Below are 17,558 nucleotides of genomic sequence, written 5' to 3'. Positions count from 1 at the left end.
AGGATTCCCGTGTAGCTGCTCCGAATGGCGTCGGCCAGTAGCCTGGATATCGTCGTCGCATCGCCGGCCGCGGCCGTTCGAACGCCAGCCAGCTGCATCGGTTCTGTACCCTTCGACGTGCCGAACCCGAGCCCCAACGTACCCACAATAGCGGGGAATTAAGTTGTCCGTGACCGATGCGAAATCTACGAATTCGCTTAGTAAATAGTGCTGTTCGGCGGTCGGGCGTGCTGAAGGGAGTCGATTAACCGGGGAAGGAACAGCAGGCGACGATCAGCGGTGCCATCGCGAGACCCGCGGCCGCGATCGTCATCAGACCGCGCAGCACGGGATGGCCGGCACGGTGCGGGGTGAGGATCCGCCGCATCCGCAGCGCGGCCGAGGGGCCGCCCGCCGCGAACGCGGACCGCGGCGCCCGCCCCGACGCGAGCGCGTACAGCGCCGTGGCCAGCGCGTCCCGCGTGCACCGGCGCAACGCCCGGTCGTCCGCCGCCATTTCGAGCAGCAGGGGTACGGATCCCACCCCGTGCCGGGCGAGCGGCAGGCGCGAGAAGACGGCCGCGAAGGCCTCCGACGCGGCGACGAGGAGGTGGTGGCGGCCCGCGATGTGCGCCCGCTCGTGCGCGAGCGCCGCCGCGAGCTGGTCCGGGGTGAGGGCGTCCACCGCGCCGGAGGAGACGACGACCCGCCGCGAACTGCCCGGCAGGCAGTACACGGCGGGTCGCGCGTCGTCGAGGACGGTGGCCCGCAGCGCCGGGTCGTACCGCCCGACGAGCCGAAGCACCCCCGCGTGCCGCAGCCGCGCCCGGCGGGCCCCGACCAGGCGGCGGAGGAACGCGGCGGTGGGCAGCGAGAGCACCCCGAGGGAGAGCGCGAACGCGATGCGCTCCCGCCCGTCCAGGTGCACGAGCTGGGAGACCGTGGGCGGTTGGAGCGCGAACATCATGTCGGCGAGGCGGTGGCTGCCGGCGGCGGTCAGGACCAGCTGGGCCGGCAGCAGGGCGGTCGCGGCGGCGAAGGCGGCGCCGCAGGCGGCCCAGACGGCGAGCGCGAGCCGGGGTGCCTGCTGGGCCCAGCGGGCCCGGACGAGCAGCCAGGGGACGAGGAAGCCGGTGAGGAGCACGAGCCCGAGAGGGACGAGGACGTGATGGTTCACGTTCACGCGCCGCTCCCGCCGTCGAGGTCCGGGTCGTGGTCGCCGCGGGCGGCGCGGAGGGCCGCGTCGAGGGCGTCCATGTCCTCGTCCGAGATGGCCTCCACGAAGCGGAGGAGGGCGGCGGGGCGGTCCTGGCTGTCGCCGAGCGCGTCCCGCATCAGACCGGCGGTGTACTCCTCGCGGCCGCGCACGGGCTCGTACAGCCAGGCGCGGCCGGCCTTCTCGCGGCGGAGCCAGCCCTTGCGGTGCAGGATGTCCGCCACGGTCATGACGGTCGTGTAGGCGACCCGGCGGCCGCGGTTGATGTCGTCGACGATCTCGCGGACCGTGGCGGGCCGCTGCCAGGCCCACAGCCGGTCCATGATCTCGGCCTCCAGCTCTCCCAGCCGGCGCACGTGCATCCCCTCCCCCTACGGGCGGCTCATCGTACGGGCCGCTCCCCTCGCTCAGGTATACCCCCCAGGGGTACGCTGGAGGGATGTCCGCCCTCATGAAGTTCCCGCTGTCGCACCGTCCCTGCGCGCAGGTCTGCGCCTCCGGTCCGCCCGGAACGGTCGAGTTGGTGCTCCTCCGGCAGCTGCTCGGCCTCTGTCTCCGGCTGCGTCTCACGCTGTCCGCCGACTGTCCCTCGCGCACGGGCGGTTGACGCCTCCCCGGCAGTCCGTCAGGTCGCCCGGCCCGAGCCGGACCCGCCGCACGGGGCCGGACCCGACCGGGCGGGGGCCGGTCGGGTCCGGTGCGGCCGGCCGGGCCGGCCGGTCACGTGCGGATCAGCCGGGCGATCGCCTTCGACGCCTCGCCGACCTTCACCTTCGCCTGGTCCCCGCCCTGGGCGATGGCCTCCGTCACGCAGCAGCTCAGGTGCTCGTCGAGCAGGGCCACCGCGCAGGACTGGAGCGCCGCGTTGATCGCGGAGACCTGGGTGAGGACGTCGATGCAGTAGACGTCCTCGTCGACCATCCGCTGCACCCCCCTGACCTGGCCCTCGATCCGGCGCAGGCGTCTGATGATGTCTTCCTTGTGCTGTCCGTAACCGGCCATGGCAGTCTCCCCGTCACTTCGCTGAGTCGGCGTCGGATCACTTGTCGGCGGCCTGGAAGCCCCGCAGGCGGAGGCTGTTGCCGACCACGAAGACCGAGGAGAAGGCCATGGCCGCGCCCGCGATCATCGGGTTGAGCAGTCCGGCCGCGGCGAGCGGCAGGGCGGCCACGTTGTAGGCGAAGGCCCAGAAGAGGTTCGACCGGATCGTGCCGAGCGTCTTGCGGGAGAGCCGGATCGCGTCGGCCGCGGCCCGCAGGTCGCCCCGTACGAGGGTCAGGTCGCCGGCCTCGATGGCGGCGTCCGTGCCGGTGCCCATCGCCAGGCCGAGGTCGGCCTGGGCGAGCGCGGCGGCGTCGTTCACGCCGTCGCCGACCATGGCGACCGAACGGCCCTCGGCCTGGAGCCGCTTGACGACGTCGACCTTGTCCTGCGGCATGACCTCCGCGATGACCTCGTCGATGCCGACCTCGGCGGCGACGGCCTCGGCCACCGCCTTGTTGTCCCCGGTGAGCAGGATCGGGGTCAGGCCGAGGCCGCGGAGCCGCCGGATGGCCTCGGGGCTGGTCTCCTTGACGGCGTCGGCGACCTCCAGGACCGCGCGGGCCTCCCCGTCCCAGGCGACCGCGATGGCGGTCCTGCCCGCCTTCTCGGCGGCCTCCTTCGCGGACCGCAGGCCGGCGGGCAGCGTGATGGCCCACTCGGCGAGGAGCTTCTCGCGGCCGACGAGGACGGCGTGGCCGTCGACGACGCCCTGGACGCCGAGCCCGGGGACGTTGGCGAAGTCCTCGGGGGTGGGCAGGGTGCCTACCTTCGCCGCCGCGCCGGTGGCGACGGCCTGGGCGATCGGGTGCTCGGAGGAGTGCTCCAGGGCGCCCGCGAGCCGCAGCACGTCCTTCTCGTCGGCGCCCTCGGCGGTGTGGACCTTGATGAGGGTCATCCGGCCGGTGGTGACGGTGCCGGTCTTGTCGAGGACGATCGTGTCGACCTTGCGGGTGGTCTCCAGGACCTCGGGGCCCTTGATGAGGATGCCGAGCTGGGCGCCGCGGCCGGTGCCGACCATGAGGGCGGTCGGGGTGGCGAGGCCGAGGGCGCAGGGGCAGGCGATGATCAGGACGGCGACGGCGGCGGTGAAGGCGGCGGTGAGTCCCTGGCCGGTGCCGAGCCAGAAGCCGAGGGTGCCGAGCGCCAGCGCGATGACGATGGGGACGAAGACGGCCGAGATCCGGTCGGCGAGGCGCTGGGCGGCGGCCTTGCCGTTCTGCGCGTCCTCGACGAGCTTCGCCATCCGGGCGAGCTGGGTGTCGGAGCCGACGCGGGTCGCCTCGACGACGAGGCGGCCGCCGGCGTTCAGGGTGGCGCCGGTGACGGAGTCGCCCACGGAGACCTCGACGGGGACGGACTCGCCGGTGAGCATGGAGGCGTCGACGGCGGAGGAGCCCTCGACGACGGTGCCGTCGGTGGCGATCTTCTCGCCGGGGCGGACCAGGAAGCGGTCGCCGACCTGGAGTTCGGCGGTGGGCACGGTGACCTCGCGGCCCTCGCGCAGCACCGTGACCTCCTTCGCGCCGAGCTGCATCAGCGCCTTGAGCGCCGCGCCCGCCTTGCGCTTCGAGCGGGCCTCGAAGTACCGGCCGGCGAGGATGAAGGCGGTGACGCCGGCCGCGGCCTCCAGGTAGATGTTCCCGGCGCCGTCGGTGCGGGCGATGGTGAACTCGAACGGATGGGTCATCCCCGGCGTTCCGGCCGTGCCGAAGAACAGCGCCCACAGGGACCACAGGAACGCGGCGATCGTGCCGACCGAGATCAGGGTGTCCATGGTGGCGGCGCCGTGCCGGGCGTTCGTCCAGGCGGCGCGGTGGAACGGCCAGGCGGCGTAGACGACGACCGGCGCGGCGAGGGTGAGGCTCAGCCACTGCCAGTACTCGATCTGCAGCGCCGGGACCATCGCCATGGCGATGACGGGCACGGCGAGCGTGACGGCGGTGACGAGCCGCTGCCGGAGCGGCCGCAGCTCCTCGTCGGCCTTCTCCTCGTCGGAGGGGCCGTCGGGGGAGCCGGGGGTCTCGGACCTCGGCGGCTCGGGCTCGGCGGCGGTGTAGCCGGTGGCCTCGACGGTGGCGATGAGGTCGGCGACGTCGATGTCGGCGTCGAAGGTGACCTTCGCCTTCTCGGTGGCGTAGTTGACGGTGGCCTCGACCCCGTCCATCCGGTTGAGCTTCTTCTCGATGCGGGCCGCGCACGAGGCGCAGGTCATGCCGCCGATGGCGAGCTCGACCTGGGCGCTGCCCGGTGTCGTCGTGGTCATGACTCTTCCTGCTCCTCGTGAGTACGGGGGTGCCGGGGGCCGGGGCCCGGGCGTGGTGGGCGGGCCCCGGCGGCCGACGGGGCTGTCGGTCAGGCGCGGCCGGTGAGCTCGTAGCCCGCGTCGTCGACCGCCGCGGTGATCGCCGCGTCGTCGGGCTCACCGCCGGTGGTCACGGTGACGAGGCCGCCGGCGACGTCCACGTCGACGGAGAGGACGCCGGCGAGGGCGCTCACGGACGTGGTGATCGCGGTCTTGCAGTGGCCGCAGGTCATGCCGGAGACGGCGTAGACCGTGACGGTGCTGTCGGCGACCGCGACGGCGGTGGTCTCCGCGCCGGTCGAGCAGCTGTTGTCGGGGGTGCAGCAGGAGCCCATGGCTTCTCCTCGGTCGGTTCCGATGGGGCGCGATACCCTCGGGGGGTATCGGCTTCGCTTCCATGTATACCCCCCGCCCGTATTCGGCGCAAGCAGATCCCCGGCTTGACTTGATACCCCCCAGGGGTATGGTGAAGTGCAGGGAACGGCTACCGGCGCCGTCACCACCCACGTACGGGAGAGCAGCCATGAACACCGGAGTGAAGATCACTGCCTACGCCGCCGCACTCGCCGCGACCTTCGGGGCCGCGTACGGGGTGGGCACGGGCGTCGGTCCCGTCGAGGAGCCGAAGAAGGCCGCCCACGAGGAGCACGCGGCCGCGCCCGAGCCGACGGGGAGCGCGGCCGCCGACGGCCACGCCGGACACGAGGAGGGCGCCACGCCGGCCACCCCCGCCGCCGCGGACGTCCCCGGCGGCCTCCAGGTCTCCGAGGGCGGCTACACCCTGGCCATGGAGACCCCCGCCCCCGCCGCGGGCCGGAGCACCCTGAAGTTCTCGATCAAGGACTCGGCGGGCCGGAAGGTCACCGCGTTCACCACCGAGCACGGCAAGGAGCTGCACTTCATCGTCGCCTCGCGCGACCTCGGCACCTTCCGCCACCTGCACCCCGTGAAGGCGCCCGACGGCACCTGGTCGGTCACCGCCGACCTGCCCCGCGCCGGCGGCTACAAGGCCTTCGCCGACTTCAAGCCCGCCGCACCCGGCGCCCGGGGCGTCACGCTCGGCGTCGACCTCTCCGTGCCGGGGGCGTACGCGCCGAAGCCGCTGCCCGCCGCCGCCCCCACCGCCACCGTCGACGGCTACCAGGTCCGCCTCGGCGGCACCCTGAACCCCGGCAAGGCCGGCGAGCTCCGGCTCACCGTCACCAAGGCCGGCAAGCCGGTCACCGACCTGGAGCCGTACCTGGGGGCGTACGGACACCTGGTCGCCCTCCGCGACGGCGACCTCGCCTACCTCCACGTGCACCCCAACGAGGGCGGACCCGGCCCGGACGTCTCCTTCACCGCGACGGCGCCCAGCGCGGGCGCGTACCGCCTGTTCCTCGACTTCCAGCACGAGGGCAAGGTGCGCACGGCGGCCTTCACGGTCACCGCGGGCGCCCCCCGGGCCGGCGCCGGGACGCCCGCGCCCGCGGCCGATGGGGCCACGCACGGTGCGGCCGACCACGCGCACGGCTAGGCTGGCCATTGGACTAGACCTGTAGAGACGCATTCATGGAGGAATGGGCTCGATGAGCAACCGTGCAGTCCTTGAGGTGATCGCCCTCGACGAGGAAGACGCGGTCGCTGCCCAGACCGGTGGAGCCGACCGGCTCGAACTCGTCACCGACATGGCGGCGGACGGACTGACCCCGTCCCGGACCGGCTTCGCCGCCATCCGCGCCGCCGTCGACATCCCGCTGCGCGTGATGCTCCGCCTCGCCGACGGCTTCGCCGCCGGCGGTCCCGAGGGCACCGACGCCCTCGTGGCCCGGGCCCTGGAACTGCGCGAGGCCGGCGCCGACGAGTTCGTCCTCGGCTTCCTCACCCCCGACGGCGAGCCCGACCTGGTCGCCGTCGAGCGCCTCGTCACCGTCCTCGACGGCTGCCGCTGGACCTTCCACCGGGCCATCGACCGCGCCGCCGACCGCGACGGACTGCGCAAGCGGCTCGCCGACCTGCCCGGCCTCGACACCTACCTGACGGCCGGCGCCGCCACCGGCGTCGACGACGGACTCGGGACCCTCAAGGCGGAGGCCGCCCGCACGGGCGAACCCGGCTACGAGACCCAGATCCTCGTCGGCGGCGGCCTGCGCCTCGACCACCTCCCCGAACTGCGCGCCGCGGGCCTCGACGCCTTCCACATCGGCGGCGCGGCCCGCCCCCGGGGCTGGGCCGCCCCGGTCTCGTCGGACGCGGTACGCACCTGGCGCGAGGCACTGGACGCGTAGGCCGGGCACGGCGGCACCCCGGGAGCGGCGGTACCTCGGGCACGACGGCGCGCCGGGAGCGGCGGCACCTCGGGAGCGGCGGCACCTCGGGAGCGGCGGCACCTCGGGAGCGGCGGCACCTCGGGAGCGGCCGCACCCGGGCCCGGCGCGGCGCCGACCGCGGACGGCCGGGGCGGGGCACCGGCCCGGACCCGTCGGGCCCGGAAAACGCCTCGCCCCGGGCGCGGGCCGGTCGTTAGCCTCGCCCGCATGGCTGCCACCCCGACCGCGCACCCCGGCGAACCGCCCGCCGTCGACGGCGAGCTCGTCGCACGGCTCGTCGCCGGGCGGTTCCCCGCGTGGGCGGGACTCCCGGTCCGGGCCGTGCGGTCGACCGGCACGGACAACACCATGTTCCGGCTCGGCGACGACCTCGTCGTACGGCTGCCCCGGGCGGCGCACGCCGCCGGTCACGTCGAGAAGGAGCAGCGCTGGCTGCCCCTGCTCGCCCCGCACCTGCCCCTGGACGTCCCCGTCCCGGTCGGGCGGGCCGCGGCGGGACCCGACTTCCCCTGGCCCTGGTCGGTCTACCGCTGGCTCGACGGCGACGACGCGTACGACGCCCCGCTCACCGACCTCGCCCACGCGGCCGTCGCCCTCGGCCGCTTCGGCGCCGCCCTGCGCGCCGTCGACGCGCACGACGGCCCCGCCTCCTTCCGGGGCGGCCACGTCACCAGCTGGGAGCAGGGTCAACTCCCGCGCTTGATAAGTGACTTCGGCGCCGAGGGCCTGATCGACGCCGGCCTGGCCACGGCCTCCTGGGAGGCCGTGCTGCGCCTCCCGCAGTGGGAGGGCCCGCCCGTCTGGATCCACGGCGACCTGCTGCCGGGCAACCTGCTCGGCCGGGACGGCCGCCTCGGCGCCGTCATCGACTTCGGCGGCGTCGGCACCGGGGACCCCGCCTGCGACACGATGCCCGCCTGGACCCTCTTCACCGCCGGCACCCGCCCGCTGTTCCGCGAGGCCGCCCGCGTCGACGACGCGACCTGGGCGCGCGGCCGGGGCTGGGCGCTGGCCTGGGGCCTGGTCACCGAGCACTACTACCGCGAGACGAACCCGGTGCTCGCGGCGGTCGCCCGCCGCACCCGCACCGAGGCGCTCGCCGAATACGCGGCGGCGGTCACCCCCTAGGAGGCGTCCCGCCCCCCGGGGGCGCCCCCGGGGCGACCGCCCCCCGGAACCGTCTAGCGCACGACGTCGAAGACGTTCTTCTGGATGCCGTTGGCGTACGCCTCGTGCTCGACGAGCTCCAGCTTCTGCGTGTCCTTGTCCGTCTGGCTGAACAGCCGCTTGCCCGCGCCGAGCAGCAGCGGGAAGACGAGCAGGTGGTACCGGTCGATCAGCCCGGCGTCCGAGAGCGCCCTGCCCAGCGTGGCGCTGCCGTGCATGATGATCGGGTCGCCCTCGGTCTCCTTCAGCGCGGCGACCTCGTCGAGCGAGCGCAGGATCGTGATCTCGCCCCAGTTGTCGACCAGGTCGTCCTCGGTGAGGGTCGTCGACACCACGTACTTCGGCAGCGTCTTGTAGCGGGCGAAGTCCTCCATGTCCGGCCAGACGGCGCTGAACGCCTCGTAGCTCTCCCGGCCGAGGAGCATCGCGCCGGCCTCCTCCTGCTCCTGGCTCTTGAGCGCGTACGCCTCCGGCACGAACTCCATCTCCTTGAAGGTCCAGCCCGAGTTCCGGTAGCCGGGCTCGCCGCCGGGGGCCTCCACGACACCGTCGAGCGAGACGAAGACGGAACTGATCAAGGTGCGCATCTGGGTTCTCCCGTACGGTTCGTGACGGCTCTTCAGCAAAGCCGGTCGGTAGCGAGTACAACCTATAGACCGGGGCCCCCGGGGAAACTCATCGGTCCTCGGCGGATTCCTCCGGACCGGTCGCCGCGGGCCCGCCCCGGCCGCCCCTCAGAGCTGCTCCAGCTGGTGCGGCAGGGGAGCCGCGTGGAGGACCGTCAGCCCCGACACGGCGCGGGTCAGCGCCACGTACAGCCGCCGCAGGCCGGTCCGCTCGTCCGGCTCGCCGTCGACGACGGCCGCCGGCTCGTCCAGGACCACGTAGTCGTACTCCAGGCCCTTCGCGAGCGAGGCGGGGACCAGCGTCAGCCGGGACTCGGCCGTGGTCTCCTCGCCGGGGGAGAGGTGCGGCAGGCCGGCCGCCGCCAGGGCCTCGGCGAGCGGGGCGATCCGCGCGTCCGCGGCGATCAGCCCGATCGAGCCCTCGTGCGCCAGCGCCTCGACGCAGGCCGCGACGACGTCCTGGTCGAGCGCGTCCGTACGGCGCACCTCCAGCGAGCCGGGGTTCTCCCGCACCGACTCCACCGCCGCGAGCCCCGGCGACATGTGGGGCAGGAGCCGGGAGGCGTACGCGATGACCTCGCGCGGCACGCGGAAACCGGCCGTCAGCTCCTCCACCACCGCGTCCGGCTTCCCCAGGTGCCGCAGTGCCTCCGCCCAGCTCGCCGTCGCCCACGGCGTCGTGCCCTGGGCGAGGTCCCCGAGGACCGTCGCCGAACCGGTCGTGCAGCGCCGGCCCACCGCCCGGTACTGCATCGGGGACAGGTCCTGGGCCTCGTCGACCACGACGTGGCCCAGCGAGTGCGTGCGCTCCACCAGGTCCCGGGCCTCGTCGACGAGGACGGCGTCCGCCGCCGACCACTTCGCCGTCTTCACGCTCCGCGCGGGCTTCGCCCAGAGCAGCAGCTTCTGCTCGTCGTCCGAGAACAGCCCCTCGGCGTGCTCCGCCAGGAACTCCGGGTCCCCGAGCAGCCGCAGCACCAGCTTGGCCGGCTCCACCTGCGGCCAGCACTCCTTCACGACCGCCTTCACCGCCGTGTTCCGTGCGACGGCGTTCTGCACGCGGTCGTCCGGCGCCTCCCCGGCCTCCTCCATCCGCACCAGGACCGCGTGCGCGATGCGCTGCGGAAGCGCCTCGCGGGCCGCCCCGTACCGGATGTCGCGCTCCAGCAACTCCCGGACGATCTCCTCCAGTTCGTGGGCCGGGACCCGCCATCGGCGCGAGCCGCGCACCACCATGAGGGACTCCTTGGGCAGCGCCACGTGCGCGCGCACGGCGCGCCGCAGCAGCTCCGCCATCCGGGCGTCGCCCTTGACGACGGCGGTGGCCGCCTCGTCGGTGCCCCGCACCTCGACGAGACCGCCCACGAGGTCGTCCACGGTGGCCTGGCTGACCTCCAGCTCGCCGAGGGCGGGGAGGACCTGCTCGATGTAGTGCAGGAAGGACCGGTTCGGCCCGATGACCAGGGTGCCGGTGCGGGCGAGCCGCTCCCGGTGCGCGTACAGCAGGTAGGCGACACGGTGCAGGCCGACGGCGGTCTTGCCGGTCCCGGGCCCGCCCTGCACGCACACGGTCCCGGAGAGGTCGGACCGGACGATCCCGTCCTGCTCGGGCTGGATCGTGGCGACGATGTCCCGCATGGGGCCGACGCGGGGCCGCTCGATCTCGGCCTGGAGCAGCCGGCTGGTCCGCTCCAGCTCCTCCGGGTCGGAGAGGTGCTCGTCCTCGTACGCGGTGAGCTCGCCGCCCGTGTAGCCGAAGCGGCGGCGCAGCCCGACGTCCTGCGGGTCCTTCCGCGAGGCCTGGTAGTACGGCTGGGAGACCGGGGCGCGCCAGTCGATGACCATCGGGTCCCCGTCGGCGTCGTGCACGTGTCGGCGCCCGATGTAGAAGCGCTGCCCCTCCTGCGTCGTGTGCAGGTAGTCGAGCCGCCCGAAGAACAGCGGCGTGTGGGAGAGGTCGGCGAGGGCCTTGATCCGGTCCTCGATCTGCCGCCCGAGGACCAGCGAGTTCACCCAGTTCGCGGTGACGTCCTTGATGTCGAGCGCCTCGACGTCCTCGCGCATGGCGCGCAGGGCGGCGCGGGAGGACGTCAGATGGGCGCGCTCGCGGGCCAGGGGGTCGTCGGATACGGGCACGGACACGGCGGAGCCTCCGGGGCGGGTACGGCGGGTACACGGACACGTCGAGGTGGCCGCCGGTTACCGACCGGGCGGCGGCTCTCCACGGAGGGAGGCGGGGAAGCTGGCGAGTGTAACTCCTGGGCGGGGCCGGGAGCGAACGGTTTCCGCCCGTCTCCACCCCGTAGGGGACGGGGTCCGCCTCACGGCGGACCCGGCCGCCCCGCCGGTTCACCCGTCAGAGCGATGTGTTCGGTATGTCCGGATTCCATCATGGAGACATGACCGCGACGACCTTCACCCTCGTGACCACCGTGACCCGCCCCCGGGTCCGCCCCCTCGGCACCGCGCTGCGCGCGCTGCGCGCCTTCGGCGGCGCGGCGGCCGGCGTCGTCCTTCTGGGCGACTACGGACCGCCCGAGGCCGGCGTCAGGAACCCGCGCCCTGAGTACGCCCCCGGCCCCGACTGAGTACGAACGCGCCTGCCGCCGCGGGCCCGCCGCTGATGTGATCGACCCATGACGACGCCGCCCTCCACGGACCCGGGCAGGGGACCGAACCCGGACAGGGACACGAACCCGGCCCCGGCCCCGGCCCCGGGCCCGGACACGGCCCCGGCCCCGGCCCCGGCCCCGGGCCCGGACACGGCCCCGGACACGGACACGGCCCCGGGCCCGGACACGGCCCCGGGCCCGGACACGGCCCCGGACACGGACACGGACACGGCCCCGGACACGGACCCGGGTCCGGACACGACCGCCCCCTACACGCTCGGCCTGCGCCTCGCGGCCGCCTGCGGCCTGCTCTTCCTTCTCGCCTGCCTGGTGTTCACCGGCATGATCACCCTCGGTGACGCCATCGAGGGCGACGGCTCCGGCGGCGTCCTCATCGCCGCGGGATTCTGGTCCCTGGCCCTCGGGGCCGTCGCGGGCGTGGCCGCCCTCGTCGTGCCGCGCCGCGCGCTCGTCGCCGCCCAGTACTGCCTGGGGGCCGCCGGCCCGCTCCTCGCGCTGATGGACTGAGCGGGCGCTGACCGAACCGGCGGACCTGGCCGACGGACCCAACCGCCGGACCGAGCGGGCGCTGACCGAGCCGGCGGACCGAGCCGGCGGGCCGGGGCCCGGCCCGCCGCCCCGATCCGCCCCGCCGCTACGGCGCGAGCAGCTCGTCCGCGTCCACGATCCGGTACGCGTACCCCTGCTCGGCCAGGAACCGCTGCCGGTGCGCGGCGAAGTCCTGGTCGATCGTGTCCCGCGCGACCACCGAGTAGAAGTGCGCCTGGTGCCCGTCGGCCTTGGGGCGGAGCACCCGGCCGAGCCGCTGCGCCTCCTCCTGCCGCGAGCCGAAGGTGCCCGACACCTGGATGGCGACGGTGGCCTCCGGCAGGTCGATGGAGAAGTTCGCGACCTTCGACACGACGAGCACGCTGATCTCGCCGTTCCGGAACGCGTCGAAGAGCTTCTCCCGCTGGGAGTTCGGCGTCTCGCCCTTGATGACCGGCGCGTCGAGGTGCTCGCCCAGCTCGTCCAGCTGGTCGATGTACTGCCCGATCACCAGGATCTGCTGACCCGCGAACTTCTTCACCAGCGCCTCGGTCACCTTCCGCTTCGTCGCGGTCGTGGCGCAGAAGCGGTACTTCTCCTCGGCCTCGGCCGTGGCGTAGGCGAGCCGCTCGGAGTCGGTCAGGTTCACCCGGACCTCGACGCAGTCGGCGGGCGCGATGTAGCCCTGCGCCTCGATCTCCTTCCAGGGCGCGTCGAACCGCTTGGGGCCGATCAGCGAGAAGACGTCGGACTCCCGCCCGTCCTCGCGCACGAGGGTGGCGGTGAGACCCAGCCGGCGCCGCGCCTGGAGGTCGGCGGTGAACTTGAAGACGGGCGCGGGCAGCAGGTGCACCTCGTCGTAGACGATCAGGCCCCAGTCCCGGGAGTCGAACAGCTCCAGATGCGGATAGACGCCCTTCCGCCGGGTCGTGAGCACCTGGTACGTGGCGATGGTGACCGGCCGGATCTCCTTCTTCGTCCCGCTGTACTCACCGATCTCGTCCTCGGTCAGCGAGGTGCGCCGGACCAGCTCGTGCTTCCACTGCCGGGCCGAGACGGTGTTGGTGACGAGGATGAGGGTGGTCGCCTTGGCCCGGGCCATCGCGCCCGCCCCGACCAGCGTCTTGCCCGCGCCGCAGGGCAGCACGACGACCCCGGAGCCGCCGTGCCAGAAGCCCTCCACGGCCTGCTTCTGGTAGGGCCGCAGCGTCCAGCCGTCCTCGGCGAGGTCGATCCGGTGGGCCTCGCCGTCCACGTACCCGGCGAGGTCCTCGGCCGGCCACCCCAGCTTCAGCAGCGTCTGCTTGATCTGCCCGCGCTCCGAGGGGTGCACGGCGACGGTGTCCGCGTCGATCCGCTCCCCGACGAGCGGCTGCACCTTCCGCGACCGCAGGATCTCCTCCAGGACGGGCCGGTCGGTGCTGGTGAGGACCAGCCCGTGGGTGGGGTGCTTGGACAGCGTGAGACGCCCGTAGCGGGCCATGGTCTCCGCGATATCGACCAGCAGCGCGTGCGGGACGGGATAGCGCGAGTACTCGACGAGCGCGTCGACGACCTGCTCGGCGTCGTGGCCGGCCGCCCGCGCGTTCCACAGACCGAGGGGCGTCAGCCGGTAGGTGTGAATGTGCTCCGGCGCGCGCTCCAGCTCGGCGAAGGGCGCGATCGCCCGCCGGCACGCCTCGGCCAGCTCGTGGTCGACCTCCAGGAGCAGCGTCTTGTCACTCTGGACGATGAGAGGTCCATTCACGTGATCAGGTCCTTCCGACACCGTGCCGTTCCCGTAACGGCCAATCCTCCAGTGTGCCCGACGCCGGGGACGGCTGCGGCGCGGTGAGCCCCGCCGGCCGGAGCCGGGTCACGGGGAGGACTTGTTAGGTGTTTAGCTAAAGTGCTAAACAGTGCTCATGATCGATGCCCAGGACGAGGCGGGGGCCTTCCGGGCGCTCGCCGATCCGACGAGACGCCAGATCCTCGAGGACCTCAGAGGCGGCGAACTGGCCGCCGGTGAGATCGCCGCGGGGTTCGCCATCAGCGCGCCCTCCGTCTCGCGCCACCTCGGGATCCTGAAGGGCGCGGGACTGGTCACCGAGCGGCGCGACGGCAACCGGATCCTCTACACCCTGGCCGAGGAACGCCTGGCCCTGTGCATCGGCAGGTTCCTGAGCACCGTCTGCCCCGAGCAGATCGTGCTCCGCCACACGACATGGCGCCGCGGGGCGCAGAGCGAGGGATCATGAGGCATCCACGACTGTCCAGCGTCATCGAGCGAAGGCTCCTGGTGAACTACCGGGTCGCTCCGGACGCCGCGGCCCGCCTGCTCCCCGAGCCCCTGCGCCCGCAGCTGGTGAACGGCTACGCGGTCGCCGGCATCTGCCTCCTGCGGCTGGGCAAGGTGCGGCCGGTCTGGGCGCCCGAGGCGTTCGGGCCCCGGAGCGAGAACGCGGCGCACCGGATCGCCGTCGCATGGGACGGACCGGACGGCGTCGAGACCGGTGTCTACATCCCGCGCCGCGACACGGCCTCGCGGCTCAACGCCTGGGCAGGCGGCCGCGTCTTCCCCGGTGAACACGGCCGCGCCGACTTCGAGGTGCACGAGACGCCCGACCGGACACGGGTCGCCCTGGCCACCCGGGACGGCGACCTCCGGGTGGACGTCACCGTCGAGCCGGCCGACGAGCTGCACGGCAGCGAACTGTTCCCCGATCTCGCGGCGGCCTCCCGCTTCTTCCGGGCGGGCGCGAAGGGCTTCTCGCCCACCGGCTCGGGCCGCCTGGAGGGCATGGAGCTGCACACCGACGCCTGGCACGTGGAGGCCGGCCGGGTCCGCGCCGCCGCATCGTCCTTCTTCGACGACCCGGACCGCTTCCCGCCGGGGAGCGCGACCCTGGACTGCGCCCTGATCATGCGGAACGTCCCCGCCGACTGGCTGCCCCTCCCCGAGCCGGCCGCGGGGCGAGGCGCCCGGCTCGTCGCCTGAGCGGCACGGACACCACCGACCGCCCCGCACCTCCAGGCACAAGGCACCGGGCGGGCCGGCGCCGGGCGGGCCGGCTCCTTGCGGGCCCGGAGCGGTCCGGGCCGTCCGTCCGGGCCGGCGGTCCGTGCCGGTGCTCCGTGTCGGCCGCCCGGGCCGGCGGTCCGTCCCGGCCGTCCGTCCGGGCCGGCGGTCCGTGCCGGCCCGTCTGTGCCGGCGGTCCGTGCCGGCCGACCGGCCCACCCGGCCGCGCCCGTCACACCTGGTCGTCCGCCAGCTCCGCCACGCCCGTGATCCGGTGCAGCGGGTACGTGCGGACCTCGTCCGCCGTGTGGTCGTAGGCCGTCACGAAACCGCCCTCCACCCGCACCGGGGCGATCACCCGCTGGCTCGCCCCGCCCTCCGCGTTCACATAGCCGATCCAGACGGCCGAGCCCGTCATCGCCGCCGCCTGCACGGTCGCCAGGGTCTCCGCCGCCGACGTCCGCGGCAGGGCGCCCGCCGCCGCCGGGGCCGCCGGCTCCTTGCGCACCGCCGTCGCCGCCCGGTCGCCCGCGCGGATCGCCCGCACCGCCGCACCCAGCAGCGTCGTGTCGGGGGCCGGCGGGCCGTCCGGGACCGGCACCGGCGCCGTACGGGCCGCTGTGCGGTACGCGTCCGCGCGGGTGATCAGGACGTCGCCCGTCGCCGACTCGGCCGCCGGCGCGTACCCCATGGACCGCAGCCCGTCGAGCAGCGAACCCGGGTCCGTCTGCGCCGCGAGCACCGTCGGCGCGAGCCGCCGCAGACCGAGGGACGCGGACCGGCGGTCCGCCAGGATCTCGCCGAGCACCGTGTCGTCGTCGCAGCGCACGTACGCCGACGCCGCCCCGACCCGCAGGTGGCCGTGCCGCCGCGCCACGTCGTCCACCAGGTACGACAGCGGCTGCGGCACCGGCGTCCGGGAATGCGCCTTGAGGAACTCGTGCAGGTCGGTCGCGGTCTGCCCGGAGTCGAGCGCCCGCCGCACGGACCCGGGCGTGAAGCGGTAGACCGTCGCACCACCCTTCGATTCCACGTCCGCGAGCACCGCGAGCGCGTCGGACAGCGGCCGCCGCAGCGGCCCCGGCGCCACCGCCGTCAGATCCGCCTGGAGCAGGACGTGGTCGACGGCCTCCGGCAGGAGCGGGGCCAGCAGCGTCGCCGCCCGCTCCGCCGCCACCGACGGCTCCACGCCGCCGCCCAGCGCCCCGGCGTCCGCGGCCTCCGCCAGCGGAAGGTTCAGCAGCGCCCGGGCGGGCCCCGACAGGGCACCCCGCCCCGTCAGCCCCAGCAGCTCCGCCTCCGCCAGCGCCCAGCGGGCCAGCCGCGACCGCAGGTCGCCGCCCTCGTCCGCGGCCGCCGCCCCGCGCAGCGGCCGCTCCCACCGCAGCCGCGCGAAGAGCGACTCCGGCTCCGCCGACGACCCCGGCGGCAGCGTCGCGAGCAGCCCGAGCACCCGGTGCCGGACCTCCGGCGCGGGCGACCGGTCCAGCTCCGGGCCGAGCACGGACAGCGTCCGGCCCTTCGTGTCCTGACCGCCGACCAGACCCGGCGTCCGGGTCGCCGTCAGCCACGGCGTGACGAGCAGCGCCCAGCGCTCCGCCGGCGGCAGGTCGAGCCAGTCGTCGTACGCCGGCGTCGGCGCGTACCGCTCGTCCGCCTCGCCGTCCGAGGCCAGCAGCCCCGCACCGAAGCAGAGCTCCAGCCAGAACGCCGCCGTCTCCTCCGGCACGTCCAGCGCCGCCGCCGTCCGCTTGAGGTCCCGCACCGCCAGACCGCCCGCCCGCAGCACCGGCGGCCCGCCCCGGTCCCAGGACTTCAGCAGCTCCTCGACGGTCGCGAGCGCCAGCTGCGCCTGCCCGGCCGCCGCGCTGTCCACCACCTGCGGGCGGTACTCCCGCAGCACCCCCGGCACCGGCGCCACCGGCTCCGGCGCCCGGTGCGCCCGACCGCCCCGCAGGTGCAGCGCCACCTCGCGGGGCAGCACCATCGTCCGCGGCGACACGGGGAGCAGCAGCCCCCGGTCCCGCAGCCACCGCACCGGCGGCGCCGGATCGGCCGTCACCTCGCCGTACGGCGGACCCCACACGAGCCGGTCGAGCACGGACAGGGCGTCCGGCGGCGCCGTGTCGAGCAGCGCCCCCATCCGCTCCCGGTCCGTGAACAGACCGGTCAGGGAGCCGACCGCGGACACCGCGTCATGGGTGCCGGGCAGCCCCGCCGTCGCGATGATCTCCTGCACCCGGCCCGGGGACATCCCCGACGTCGCCTCCGCCACCGTCGGCCCGAGACCCGTCGGCGACGGGTGCTGCGCCGACGGGGCGAGCAGCTCGCGCGCCGTCCGCACCAGCCGCAGCCGGTCGTCGTCGCCCCACACCAGCGCCTGCTCCCGCAGCAGCGCGACGGCGCCCGGCAGCGCCGCCTCGATCTCCGGATCGCCCTCGTCGCCGGTCAGCAGCCCGAGGAGCACGGGGTACGGCGCCGGGTCCTGGGCCACCGCGAGGGCCTCCGCCGTCTGGAGGGCGAACCGGTCGAGCCGCTCCAGGGCCCGCACCACCGAGCCCCGCGTCCCCGCGCGCGTCGCGAGCTGCGTCAGGTCGTTCGGTACGGGGTTCACCAGGTCGGGCCGTGCCCGCAGCAGCGCGGCGAGTCCGTCGTCGCCCCGCGCGCGCAGCGCCTCGGCGAGTGTGCGGGGCGCCGCGGCGGCACCAGTTACCTCGGGCACGTGCGCCTCCCGGTCGAGCTCACCGATCCCCATC

The 17,558-nt window shown here is 74.6% G+C and carries 17 protein-coding genes; 8 read left to right on the top strand and 9 right to left on the bottom strand.

Features of this window, described 5'->3' with window-relative positions; all coding sequences use genetic code 11:
• Nucleotides 1-244: 244 nt before the first annotated feature.
• Both ACY0MR_RS16400 and ACY0MR_RS16395 read right to left on the bottom strand, forming a co-directional pair.
• Nucleotides 245-1,162: a M56 family metallopeptidase gene (locus tag ACY0MR_RS16400; RefSeq protein WP_404079606.1), complete on the bottom strand. Its 918-nt coding sequence runs from the start codon at nucleotides 1,160-1,162 to the stop codon at nucleotides 245-247.
• Nucleotides 1,159-1,551 carry a BlaI/MecI/CopY family transcriptional regulator gene (locus ACY0MR_RS16395; protein WP_148001049.1) on the bottom strand — a complete coding sequence of 131 codons (393 nt, stop codon included), beginning with the start codon at nucleotides 1,549-1,551 and terminating at the stop codon, nucleotides 1,159-1,161. The genes ACY0MR_RS16400 and ACY0MR_RS16395 overlap by 4 nt, the downstream gene beginning before the upstream one ends.
• Nucleotides 1,552-1,634: 83 nt before the next feature.
• Here ACY0MR_RS16395 and ACY0MR_RS16390 point away from each other — a divergent pair, with 83 nt between their 5' ends.
• On the top strand, nucleotides 1,635-1,802 hold the full coding sequence (locus ACY0MR_RS16390; protein ID WP_473561357.1) for a hypothetical protein: 168 nt from the start codon (nucleotides 1,635-1,637) through the stop codon (nucleotides 1,800-1,802).
• A 113-nt stretch (nucleotides 1,803-1,915) separates the two neighbouring features.
• Here the strand turns inward: ACY0MR_RS16390 and ACY0MR_RS16385 are convergent, their stop codons facing one another.
• From ACY0MR_RS16385 to ACY0MR_RS16375, 3 genes are all read right to left on the bottom strand, one after another.
• Nucleotides 1,916-2,197 (bottom strand): metal-sensitive transcriptional regulator, encoded by a 282-nt coding sequence (locus ACY0MR_RS16385; protein WP_015035316.1) that lies wholly within the window; start codon nucleotides 2,195-2,197, stop codon nucleotides 1,916-1,918.
• A gap of 37 nt (nucleotides 2,198-2,234) precedes the next feature.
• Entirely contained in the window at nucleotides 2,235-4,502 is a 2,268-nt protein-coding gene (locus ACY0MR_RS16380; protein ID WP_388792436.1) for a heavy metal translocating P-type ATPase, read from the bottom strand.
• Nucleotides 4,503-4,591: 89 nt separating this feature from the next.
• Nucleotides 4,592-4,876 carry a heavy-metal-associated domain-containing protein gene (locus ACY0MR_RS16375; protein ID WP_388792437.1) on the bottom strand — a complete coding sequence of 95 codons (285 nt, stop codon included), beginning with the start codon at nucleotides 4,874-4,876 and terminating at the stop codon, nucleotides 4,592-4,594.
• Nucleotides 4,877-5,064: 188 nt separating this feature from the next.
• Between ACY0MR_RS16375 and ACY0MR_RS16370 the strand changes: the two genes are divergently transcribed.
• From ACY0MR_RS16370 to ACY0MR_RS16360, 3 genes are all read left to right on the top strand, one after another.
• Nucleotides 5,065-6,057 (top strand): hypothetical protein, encoded by a 993-nt coding sequence (locus ACY0MR_RS16370; RefSeq protein ID WP_473561354.1) that lies wholly within the window; start codon nucleotides 5,065-5,067, stop codon nucleotides 6,055-6,057.
• Nucleotides 6,058-6,109: 52 nt separating this feature from the next.
• On the top strand, nucleotides 6,110-6,808 hold the full coding sequence (locus ACY0MR_RS16365; protein WP_473561352.1) for a copper homeostasis protein CutC: 699 nt from the start codon (nucleotides 6,110-6,112) through the stop codon (nucleotides 6,806-6,808).
• Between the two features lie 249 nt (nucleotides 6,809-7,057).
• Nucleotides 7,058-7,978 carry an aminoglycoside phosphotransferase family protein gene (locus tag ACY0MR_RS16360; protein WP_473561350.1) on the top strand — a complete coding sequence of 307 codons (921 nt, stop codon included), beginning with the start codon at nucleotides 7,058-7,060 and terminating at the stop codon, nucleotides 7,976-7,978.
• A 53-nt stretch (nucleotides 7,979-8,031) separates the two neighbouring features.
• Here the strand turns inward: ACY0MR_RS16360 and ACY0MR_RS16355 are convergent, their stop codons facing one another.
• Together ACY0MR_RS16355 and ACY0MR_RS16350 are read right to left on the bottom strand one after the other, a co-directional pair.
• Nucleotides 8,032-8,604, bottom strand: a complete 573-nt coding sequence (locus ACY0MR_RS16355) for a dihydrofolate reductase family protein (RefSeq protein ID WP_473561348.1) — start codon at nucleotides 8,602-8,604, stop codon at nucleotides 8,032-8,034.
• 147 nt (nucleotides 8,605-8,751) lie between these two features.
• The gene (locus ACY0MR_RS16350; protein ID WP_473561808.1) at nucleotides 8,752-10,779 is read right to left on the bottom strand and encodes a HelD family protein; all 2,028 of its coding nucleotides are present in this window, start codon (nucleotides 10,777-10,779) and stop codon (nucleotides 8,752-8,754) included.
• A 263-nt stretch (nucleotides 10,780-11,042) separates the two neighbouring features.
• Here ACY0MR_RS16350 and ACY0MR_RS16345 point away from each other — a divergent pair, with 263 nt between their 5' ends.
• Complete coding sequence (locus ACY0MR_RS16345; RefSeq protein WP_361860306.1) at nucleotides 11,043-11,231, top strand: hypothetical protein; 189 nt, start codon at nucleotides 11,043-11,045, stop codon at nucleotides 11,229-11,231.
• A gap of 48 nt (nucleotides 11,232-11,279) precedes the next feature.
• The gene (locus ACY0MR_RS16340; protein WP_473561346.1) at nucleotides 11,280-11,783 is read left to right on the top strand and encodes a hypothetical protein; all 504 of its coding nucleotides are present in this window, start codon (nucleotides 11,280-11,282) and stop codon (nucleotides 11,781-11,783) included.
• 127 nt (nucleotides 11,784-11,910) lie between these two features.
• On the opposite strand, the gene ACY0MR_RS16335 is transcribed toward ACY0MR_RS16340, so the two are convergent.
• A complete protein-coding gene (locus ACY0MR_RS16335) occupies nucleotides 11,911-13,551 on the bottom strand; it encodes a DNA repair helicase XPB (protein ID WP_392041774.1) in 1,641 nt (546 codons plus the stop codon).
• A 157-nt stretch (nucleotides 13,552-13,708) separates the two neighbouring features.
• Between ACY0MR_RS16335 and ACY0MR_RS16330 the strand changes: the two genes are divergently transcribed.
• Nucleotides 13,709-14,041 (top strand): metalloregulator ArsR/SmtB family transcription factor, encoded by a 333-nt coding sequence (locus ACY0MR_RS16330; RefSeq protein WP_361860297.1) that lies wholly within the window; start codon nucleotides 13,709-13,711, stop codon nucleotides 14,039-14,041.
• Nucleotides 14,038-14,781 carry a DUF2071 domain-containing protein gene (locus ACY0MR_RS16325; protein ID WP_388792449.1) on the top strand — a complete coding sequence of 248 codons (744 nt, stop codon included), beginning with the start codon at nucleotides 14,038-14,040 and terminating at the stop codon, nucleotides 14,779-14,781. The genes ACY0MR_RS16330 and ACY0MR_RS16325 overlap by 4 nt, the downstream gene beginning before the upstream one ends.
• Before the next feature lie 253 nt (nucleotides 14,782-15,034).
• Here the strand turns inward: ACY0MR_RS16325 and ACY0MR_RS16320 are convergent, their stop codons facing one another.
• Nucleotides 15,035-17,557 carry a helicase-associated domain-containing protein gene (locus tag ACY0MR_RS16320; RefSeq protein WP_473561344.1) on the bottom strand — a complete coding sequence of 841 codons (2,523 nt, stop codon included), beginning with the start codon at nucleotides 17,555-17,557 and terminating at the stop codon, nucleotides 15,035-15,037.
• Nucleotide 17,558: the final 1 nt, after the last annotated feature.

The organism is Streptomyces sp. JN8, from assembly GCF_055808075.1.
This window is presented reverse-complemented; position numbering and strand designations above follow the sequence as displayed.

Bases quoted from the DNA above. Each gene is read 5' to 3' on its own strand.
- ACY0MR_RS16390 (WP_473561357.1), top strand. From the start codon at position 1,635: ATGTCCGCCCTCATGAAGTTCCCGCTGTCGCACCGTCCCTGCGCGCAG.
- ACY0MR_RS16385 (WP_015035316.1), bottom strand. From the start codon at position 2,197: ATGGCCGGTTACGGACAGCACAAGGAAGACATCATCAGACGCCTGCGC.
- ACY0MR_RS16380 (WP_388792436.1), bottom strand. From the start codon at position 4,502: ATGACCACGACGACACCGGGCAGCGCCCAGGTCGAGCTCGCCATCGGC.
- ACY0MR_RS16375 (WP_388792437.1), bottom strand. From the start codon at position 4,876: ATGGGCTCCTGCTGCACCCCCGACAACAGCTGCTCGACCGGCGCGGAG.
- ACY0MR_RS16370 (WP_473561354.1), top strand. From the start codon at position 5,065: ATGAACACCGGAGTGAAGATCACTGCCTACGCCGCCGCACTCGCCGCG.
- ACY0MR_RS16365 (WP_473561352.1), top strand. From the start codon at position 6,110: ATGAGCAACCGTGCAGTCCTTGAGGTGATCGCCCTCGACGAGGAAGAC.
- ACY0MR_RS16360 (WP_473561350.1), top strand. From the start codon at position 7,058: ATGGCTGCCACCCCGACCGCGCACCCCGGCGAACCGCCCGCCGTCGAC.
- ACY0MR_RS16355 (WP_473561348.1), bottom strand. From the start codon at position 8,604: ATGCGCACCTTGATCAGTTCCGTCTTCGTCTCGCTCGACGGTGTCGTG.
- ACY0MR_RS16345 (WP_361860306.1), top strand. From the start codon at position 11,043: ATGACCGCGACGACCTTCACCCTCGTGACCACCGTGACCCGCCCCCGG.
- ACY0MR_RS16340 (WP_473561346.1), top strand. From the start codon at position 11,280: ATGACGACGCCGCCCTCCACGGACCCGGGCAGGGGACCGAACCCGGAC.
- ACY0MR_RS16330 (WP_361860297.1), top strand. From the start codon at position 13,709: ATGATCGATGCCCAGGACGAGGCGGGGGCCTTCCGGGCGCTCGCCGAT.
- ACY0MR_RS16325 (WP_388792449.1), top strand. From the start codon at position 14,038: ATGAGGCATCCACGACTGTCCAGCGTCATCGAGCGAAGGCTCCTGGTG.
- ACY0MR_RS16320 (WP_473561344.1), bottom strand. From the start codon at position 17,557: ATGGGGATCGGTGAGCTCGACCGGGAGGCGCACGTGCCCGAGGTAACT.